Source organism: Anabaena catenula FACHB-362, assembly GCF_014698735.1.
Lineage (GTDB): Bacteria > Cyanobacteriota > Cyanobacteriia > Cyanobacteriales > Nostocaceae > Anabaena > Anabaena variabilis_A.
This window is the reverse complement of record NZ_JACJTQ010000082.1, coordinates 1-9252: the sequence shown is the minus strand read 5'-3', so window position 1 is coordinate 9252 and position 9252 is coordinate 1. Positions and strand designations below refer to the sequence as shown.

Genomic DNA, 9252 nt, shown 5'->3' with positions numbered 1-9252 from the left:
GGCATCTCTAACGCTTATTTTAGCGTACCAGCCAGCTACCTTTGCATTGGGGCATCTCACTTTTAAAAGCAGTGGCAGTAACACTTTAGCTATTTCCGGAGATGTCTTTTGGTTTTCTAGTTCTGCTTGGGCTTGCTGACGTTCTGCTCGCACCTGTGCATCCCGCATTTCTCGACGCACTGCCTCTGGCAATCGATTTAAGTTGCCTTTCATCACATAGTCATCAGCGCCCGCTTTCATCATTTCCACAGCAGATACTTCGCCGATAATGCCAGAAATGAGAATGAAAGGAATATCTTTGTGACTCTGCTTGACTATTTCTAAAGCCGCAGGCGCATTAAATCCAGGTAATCGATAATCGGAAAGGATGACATCCCAGCTACAGCGATTGAGGGCAGCACTCAGTTCTTGGGCTGTTTGGACACGCTCCCAGATGGGATTGAAACCACCGCGATGTAGTTCACGGAGAACTAACATAGCATCAGCCTCTGAATCTTCCACAATCAGCACGTTCAAGGGTTGACTCATACTTAACAAGCTCTTTGGTAACCTTTGAGTATTCCCCAACTAACATTTTCAGGACTGACGCAACTGGTACAGCGATTCTAAAAACAAACCAGGGGAGTTAAAAATTGACGAGCTAGACACTTAAGAGGTTATAGACCTATTTGCTCATGACTTAGCCCGCATGATTAAGAAATGTTAATTCTTGATGGGAGTAGGCAATATTTTGGTCAGAAAAAATGATTACGATACTCACACTTGTTAATCAAATCATTCAATATCTATATCTATGTTAATCAAAATATCTATGTTAATCAAAATATCTATGTTAATCAAAATATCTAGCTGGTCAACTACCTACACTGACTTGAGTATAGGTACAATGTGTTTGAGCTAACAAAGAATTAGAGGGAACTCCTGTCTGGTTTAGTTGAAGGTGGTTGAACTATGATTACAATTCCGGGTTATCAAATTCATAAAAAAATCCACGAAAGTGCTAATTCACAGGTTTATCGGGGAATTCGTGAACGGGATAGTTTGCCTGTAATCTTCAAGATTTTGAAGAAAGAATACCCCACACCAGAGGAAATCACCCGATATAAACTCGAATACGAAATTACCCGCAGCTTGTCCCTAGAAAGTGTGATCCAATCTTACGGTTTGCAGCAATATCAAAGTAGTTTTATCATCATTCTGGAAGATTTTGGGGGTAAATCTTTAGCAAATATCATAGAGACAAACAGGTTTAACTTAACAGAATTTCTCAAGTTAGCTGTGCAAATAACTAAAAGTTTAAGTGATATTCATAGTGCAAAAATAATTCATAAAGATATTAATCCATCCAATATTGTTTTTAATCCAAAAACACAACAACTTAAAATTATTGACTTTGGTATTTCAACTTCCCTATCGCGGGAAACCTTAACTCTCAAAAATCCAACAGTATTAGAGGGAACCCTGGCTTACATATCTCCAGAGCAAACAGGCAGAATGAACCGTTCTCTCGACTATCGAACTGATTTTTACTCTTTGGGTGCGACCTTTTATCAATTGTTAACCCATCGACTGCCATTTGAATCCAGCGATCCCCTAGAGTTAATTCATCATCATCTGGCTCTAGAAGCGATTCCACTTCATGTTATCGATCCAGAAATTCCGATGATGGTTTCAGAAATTATCCTGAAACTGTTAGCTAAAACAGCGGAGGATCGGTATCAAAGTGCTGGGGGAATTATAACTGATTTAGAACAATGTCTGATTCAGTTACAACAAACGGGACGCATACAGTCTTTTACCTTAGCACAAAAAGATATTTCCGATCAGTTTTATATTCCTGAAAAACTTTATGGTAGAAAAAAGGAGGTGGAGACCTTATTAGCAGCGTTTGACAGAGTAGCAGGTAAAGATGACGCAAAGGATGTCTCTGTGTCTTCCTCCCTCGTTGAGATGATGCTTGTTGCCGGGTATTCCGGTATTGGCAAGTCAGTATTGGTGCAGGAAATTTATAAGCCGATTACACAACAACGGGGCTATTTTGTTTCGGGCAAATTTGACCAGTATCAGCGTGATATACCTTACTTTGCGATCGCTCAAGCCTTGGAATCGCTGATCAAACAATTATTGAGTGAAGATGAAGCACAATTGAGTCTGTGGCGAGAAAAGCTCTTAGTGGCACTGGGATCTAACAGTCGAGTCATGACTCAAGTAATTCCAGCATTGGCATTGATTGTGGGAAATCAACCAGACGTACCTGTTTTGCCGCCGACAGAAGCCCAAAATCGCTTTAATCAAGTCTTTCAAAATTTCATTCGCGTCTTTACTCAGTCAGAACATCCCCTCGTCATCTTTTTGGATGATCTTCAGTGGGCAGATAATGCCTCGCTGAAGCTGATTCAACTGTTAGCCACCTCCACCGAAAAACAATCGTTGCTGTTGATTGGGGCATACCGGGATAATGAAGTAAATGCAGCTCATCCCCTGATCCAAACGGTGGAGGAAATCCGGCAGAGTGGAGGAGTGGTAAACCAACTTTCTCTTACAGCATTGAACTTACCTGATATCAATCAACTGATTGCCGATACATTGCACTGCCAACCAGAGGATTCCCTACCCTTAGCCGAACTGGTGCAACTAAAAACTGGTGGTAATCCCTTTTTCATGAATGAATTTTTGAAATCTCTCTACACCGAAGGGCTACTGAAATTCGAGCGCCAAACCAAAAAATGGCAATGGTCGATAGAGCAAATTCAGAATCAGGGCATTACTGATAATGTTGTCGATTTGATGGCCAGCAAGATTCATAAACTCAATCCTAAGACACAGCAAGTGTTAAAGCTATCTGCCTGTATTGGCAACTCTTTTAATCTAGAAACCCTAGCTGATGCTGCTGAACTATCCCGACGAGAAACTGCCCAAAACTTGGAAATAGCGATCGCTCAGGGGTTGATTCTGCCCATGAGCAATGCCCATAAATCAGTGGTGTTAGATGTGCCACTCCCTGGCAGCCCAACAATTGAATATAAATTTGTTCACGATCGCATTCAGCAGGCAGCTTATTCTCTGCTTCCGCAAGCCGAGCAAATCAAAACCCATTGGCAAGTGGGACAGTGTTTGTTGCAAATGACTTCCCCCGAACAGCTAGAACACAAGATTTTTGATGTCACCAACCAACTAAACCTGGGCAGAAAACTGATAAAAACTCAATCTGACCAGGATAATTTGTCCCGGTTAAACCTAATGGCAGGGGAAAAAGCCAAGGCATCAGCTGCTTATGAAGCTGCATGGCGATATTTGCAAACTGGTTTGGATCTGCTGACAACAGATAGCTGGCAAACTAACTATGATCTTACCCTGACTCTGTATAGTGCCACGGCAGAAGCAGCCTATCTTAGCGGTAATTTCGAGCAAGTAGAGCCACTGTGCCAAGAGGTACTTGACCATGCCAAAACCCTACTAGCCAGCTTAAAAGTCTACGATGTCAAAATTCAGACTTGTGTCGCTCAAAGTAAATTGCTAGAGGCGATTCAGATTGGTTTACACTTACTTGAAAAATTAGGAGTTCATCTCCCCATCCAGCCAACCTTTGAGGATGTTCAACAAGCAATCTCGGAAACTGCCTCAAAGTTAGCAAACAAACGCATTGAAGATTTGGTTGACTTGCCAATCATGTCTGAGCCAGAGGTTCTGGCAGCAATGCAGCTGTTGACAAGTATGTGTGCATCAGCTTATTTGGCAGTACCTCGCCTATTTCTGCTGATTGTACTCAAGATGGTGGATTTGCTGGTTGAGTACGGAAATATGATGTTGGCTCCCTTTGCCTATGCCGCCTATGGAATTATTCTCTGCGGAGTTGTATTTGAGATTGATGCCGGGTATCAATTTGGTCAACTGGCCATAAGTCTGCTGGAGCGCTTAGATGCCAAACCCATTCAAGCCAGAACCTTATTCCCGATTAGTGACCAGATTAATGTTTGGAGGAAACACTTGAGAGAAAGTCTCAAGCCACTCCAGGATTGCTATCAAATTGGGATTGAGCAGGGCGATTTAGAGTTTGCTGGCTATGCGGCTATGCATTTCTGTGGTTATGCATTTGCGGTAGGTCAACCCCTGGCTGAACTACAACTTCATTTGACTAGTTATGCCCAGGCAGTGAAACAAATCAAGCATTCATCTGGCATTCATTTTGTAGATATTTGCTGGCAAACTGTTTTGAACTTGATTCAGGATGTTCCTGCACCTGGTATTTTATCGGGTCAAGCTTATGATGAAGCAACCCGGCTACCCCAGATGCAACAAACCAATTTTCACGGAGGTTTGTTCTTTTTTTACCTGAATAAATTATTTCTGTGTTACCTGTTTGACGATGGAAATCAGGCAGTTGCAAATGCTGTCCTCGCACAAGAGTATATGGGTGCGATGACCGGCTCGGCGTTGGTGGCTATATTTCGGTTCTACGATTCTCTAGCCAGACTAGCGGTGTATGCAGACACAGATTCCTCAAAACAGTCAGAGTTGCTGCAACAGGTAGCAGAAAATCAGGTAAAAATGCAACTTTGGGCGCACCATGCCCCAATGAATTATCTGCACAAATGGTACTTAGTAGAAGCCGAACGGTATCGGGTGTTGGGTGAGGTAACGGCAGCAATGGATGCCTACGATCGCGCGATCGCTCTAGCGCGAGAAAACGAATACCTGCAAGAAGAGGCTCTAGCCAACGAACTAGCAGCAAAGTTTCATCTGGCAAACAACCGGGTGACGATCGCCAAAGCCTATCTGCAAGAGGCCAGGTATGGCTACCTGCGCTGGGGAGCAACAGCTAAAGTGCAGAATTTGGAAAGACGCTATCCCCAAATGCTACAACTGCGGTCACCAATGACCAGCACAGGTAAGGTTGACACTATTCAATCCGCTTCAGAGGCACTTGACTTAGAAACGGTGTTGAAAGCATCCCAGGCGATCGCCAGTGAAATTGTGTTAGATAAACTGCTGGCAAAACTGATGACCATCTTGATTGAGAATGCCGGGGCGCAAACGGGTTACTTAATTTTACCAACACAAGACGAATGGCGGATTGAGGCCATCGGGTCGATTGGTGATGAAAAAATAGCCGTTTTGCAATCAATTTCTCTGGAATTAATCTCCACAGACGGCACTACTTACTTGCCAACTGCCTTGATTAATTATGTGGCTCGCACTCAAGAAAGCATCATCCTCGATAATGCTGCTCAATCCGGTAACTTTCAATCTGACCCTTGGATTGTGCAGCACCAATCGAAATCGATTCTTTGTGCGCCCCTGTTGAACCAGGGAAAACTGACTGGAATTGTCTTTTTAGAAAACAATCTCACCACTAATGCATTTACGCCAGAGCGAATTGAAATCCTGCGTTTACTTTCTAGTCGGGCAGCTATTTCTATTGACAATGCTCGTCTATTAAAGCATCAGGCAGAACTGAATGCCTCTTTAAGGGCGGAAATTACCGAACGCCAAAGGGCAGAGAAAGACCGCGATCGCATGATCGCTATCCTAGAAGCATCTACTGATTATATTGGTATGTGTACTCCCCAAGGTAATGTCCTCTGGAATAATGTTCAGTTTCGGAAACTGATTGGCGTATCTTTGGATGCAGACCTCTCCCACTTAAATATCTCTAAATACCATTCCCAGTGGGCATTAGAAATTGTCCTAAATAAGGGCATTCCGGCAGCTATTCGAGATGGTATCTGGGTTGGTGAAACTGCTTTGTTGAGCAGTGATGGCAGAGAAATTCCGGTTTCGCAAATGATCATTGCTCACAAAGCCAGGGATGGTAGTGTGGAATATGTTTCTACTATGATGCGGGATATCAGCACCCTCAAAGCCGCAGAAGCAGAAGTCCGTCAACTCAATGTAGAATTAGAACAACGGGTCATCCAGCGGACTACCCAATTACAAGCTGCTAACAAAGCATTGGAGTCCTTTTCTTATTCAGTTTCCCATGATTTGCGAGCGCCTTTACGAGCGATTGATGGCTTTTCGAGAATGATCCAAGAAGACTACAGTGAGCAACTGGATGCCGAAGCCAATCGTTACTTAAAAATTGTCCGGGATAATGCCAAACGCATGGGTGAGTTGATTGATGATTTGTTGAATTTATCCCGTTTGGATCGCAAGGAAATGTCCAAGCAGCCTGTGTTAGTCAATGAGTTGATTCAACAGGTACTGAGTGATTTAACTCCAGAATGGTCGGGTCGTCAGATTGAATTTGCGATCGCTGATTTACCCATCTGTCAAGCTGACCTTTCCCTCCTCACACAAGTCTGGATCAACTTGTTATCCAATGCAATCAAGTATACCCGCTACAAACCCGTTGCCCATATTGAAGTTGGTTATGAGGTTATGGATGGTGAAGGAGTGTACTTTATCAGAGATAATGGTTCAGGATTTGATATGCAGTATGCCAATAATCTGTTTGGAGTATTCCAACGTCTACACCGCGAACAAGAATTTGAAGGTACAGGTATCGGACTAGCGATCGTTCAACGCATTATTCAACGCCACGGTGGGCGTATTTGGGCTAAAGCAGCGGTCGATCAAGGCGCAACCTTTTATTTCACCATACCAAGTAGTGAGTAGTGAGTAGTGAGTAGTGAGTAGGAATTTTCTGCCCCCTGCCTCCTGCCTCCTGCCCCATTCCCCATTCCCTGCCATATCCCTCTTCTGTCACTTTCCGGATTAAGCAAGTAGTAAATACCCCTCTTCTGTCACTTTCCGAGAATAAAGAATATCCCTCTTCGGTCAGAGTGGGATAATCAAAAAGTAGAAAAAGACCAGATTATTCCGATGGAACATAAGCATGAAACTGATTCATCAAGGAAACCAATTGTGAAAGTGTATGATATAACTTGGAAAAATAAAAAACAGATAACCAAGGAAGAATTAAAGCAAGAAATGTCAGAGGTTGAATGATTAAACGAAGATTATTCAGTACAGTTTTCCACCCTGAACCAGATTGCCACCAAGGATGTAGTTGGAAATTATTAATGATAGAGGGAGAGTTAATTTGAACAGGAGTGGAAGCTAACTGTAAAAAAGATTCAGACTGCAAACTAATCATCGTATAAACACTAAAGACAATCTCCCACCATTTTTCTATCTCTGAATAATTAGTAACGCGGTAATCAGCCCAACCTAGCTCATTTTTACCTTGCTTAAATCCATATTCTATCCAAGTTCTTAATCCATAAGTGTTCCCTAGAGATTTTTGGATATTACCTGGTAAATTAGTCATAATAAACCAAGTAGAATTCTCTGGCAATGTGTCCCGGTCAGTGGTAATTTCCCAATATCTGATATCACCTCTGCGCCTACCAAAGATAATTTCTCTAATATAGCGTTTTTCTTTGTTTCCATCCGATAATACTCTGTCAAATTCATGCCATCGATTGCTCCTAACCTTCAAATGAGAAGGCATCCACACTGTATGGTTACTACGAATTGCTAGGACATAGTGTAGTCCATACTTTTCCAAAGTGCCACGAAAATCACTACTTTCACCATAGAGACTATCTGCCAAAACTAAATCAAAATTCAACCCTATTTCTCTTAATTCAGTTATCAGTTCTCTTGCTAGTTCAATTTTAGTTTTATATGTGTCTCATTCTTTTAATCTTTTTCTGGGTTTATAGACTTTAAACAACAATGGAAATGTGATATCTCCTAAAATTCCATAAGCATTCACTGAAACTATTCCCTGTTCTACCTTGCCTAAATTACCTGACGGGGGGACAAAGTACGTTGAAACCAAGACTCTGTAACCCTTTCAATCTTATTAGACATAAAAAGATACAGATCAATTTCCACCCTTATTGATTCCATTGTCAATAATTTCGTTCGGAAAATCCTATTTAACGTTGGTGTTAATCCTAAAATTGGTTTTATCTTTTGAATGGACTTCTCTTTCAAATCCTTGCAGGATAAGCTTTTCAGCCATGATTGTCCCCCGGTCAGGTCTAAATCTATTAATACTGCACAATATTTTCCCTGTCCTTTAATTAATGCTATTTCATCTATTCCTAATCTTTTGACAGCTGATGGTTTTGATTCTATTAATTCTGATTCTGCGTCTTTCAACATCCTTTCTATTTCTTCTGTTGTCACTACTCCTTTTGAGGCTACACTATTGATATCATTATCTAATACCTCTTTGATTATCTGATGGGCTAGTCTTTTTGTATATGTTCTTCTTTTGCCTACAAAATCCCAATCTTCACTAAAGGGTTTTCGACATTTTTCACATTTAAATTGTCGTCTATTTATTTCTAAATATACTGGCTTTTCTCCCCACGGTAAGTCTTTCACTATATATCTATGATTCTGATGTAATCTCTGGCTTTTTGTTCCACAATGAGGACATACACTTTCTTTTTTAGTTGGTTCAATTTGTAAAATTATTCCTATCCTTTCATGTTGACGATGTGAAATTACTTTGATATCCTCTATATTCAGAACCTCTGTTAAGATTTTAATTCCCTTTTTTCTATTCATGACTGTAAATTTACCCAAATTTTAACATTCTCACTTATAGTCAACAATAACTTGGTCTCCTAAGTTAACTATATCAAGGGTTTTGATGTTTTTCTTCATCTTATTTAAAATTTTTATTTTAATAATTTAGCATATTAGGTACTGAAGAACCAAAATAATCATTCAATTTAATCAAGAAAATGTGGTGAATCCGATGGATTTATTGTCTGATGAACAATGGTTACGAAAAGCAGTTGAAGCCGAAGATAAAGTAGATGGTAATATTGGTGCTGGATTAGATTGGGGTTCTGGTTTTGGCGACCTTATAGGCTAGACTGTACCGAAACAGGAAATTTGTAAGCTAAAAAACCTCAAAAACCTGAAAACCCTAACTATCAATAGTTTCATCAAATATAATCTAAATGAAACTTTTTGTATTTAAGACCAATGATGATTGAAAAATTCAAAGAGAGTTTAACGTTCCCCATTAACCCTATCCAAACAGAGAGATGCCATTTGTAGAAAGTTCTGTGCCAATCTTTCAAGACGTACAGAAAGGCGATAGCTTCGCTTTTCAGACAATGGTATCAATTATGGCATCAGGCAGTTGCTCTTCTACTAACCTTAAATCACCTATTAGACATCTCCGAAAAAGAATTAAATTATGGTATAAGAATATAAAAGTGTATTTTTTGGTAAGACGTTATGGGCAGTATATTTGAATATATTCAGAGCAATCCTCAC

General features: G+C 40.8%; 2 protein-coding genes and 2 pseudogenes. 1 reads left to right on the top strand and 3 read right to left on the bottom strand.

Features of this window, described 5'->3' with window-relative positions:
• Positions 1-528: response regulator (locus H6G68_RS26035; protein ID WP_190909235.1), on the bottom strand; the 528-nt coding region annotated here is incomplete at its 3' end.
• A 423-nt stretch (positions 529-951) separates the two neighbouring features.
• Between H6G68_RS26035 and H6G68_RS26030 the strand changes: the two genes are divergently transcribed.
• Positions 952-6618, top strand: a complete 5667-nt coding sequence (locus H6G68_RS26030; protein WP_190909234.1) for an AAA family ATPase — start codon at positions 952-954, stop codon at positions 6616-6618.
• 199 nt (positions 6619-6817) lie between these two features.
• Here the strand turns inward: H6G68_RS26030 and H6G68_RS26025 are convergent.
• Positions 6818-7624: pseudogene (locus H6G68_RS26025) on the bottom strand (transposase); the annotation flags it as partial.
• Between the two features lie 368 nt (positions 7625-7992).
• A pseudogene (locus H6G68_RS26020) lies at positions 7993-8529 on the bottom strand (transposase family protein); the annotation flags it as partial.
• Positions 8530-9252: the final 723 nt, after the last annotated feature.

Coding starts and splice junctions, on each gene's coding strand:
- H6G68_RS26030 (WP_190909234.1), top strand. CDS start 952: ATGATTACAATTCCGGGTTATCAAATTCATAAAAAAATCCACGAAAGT.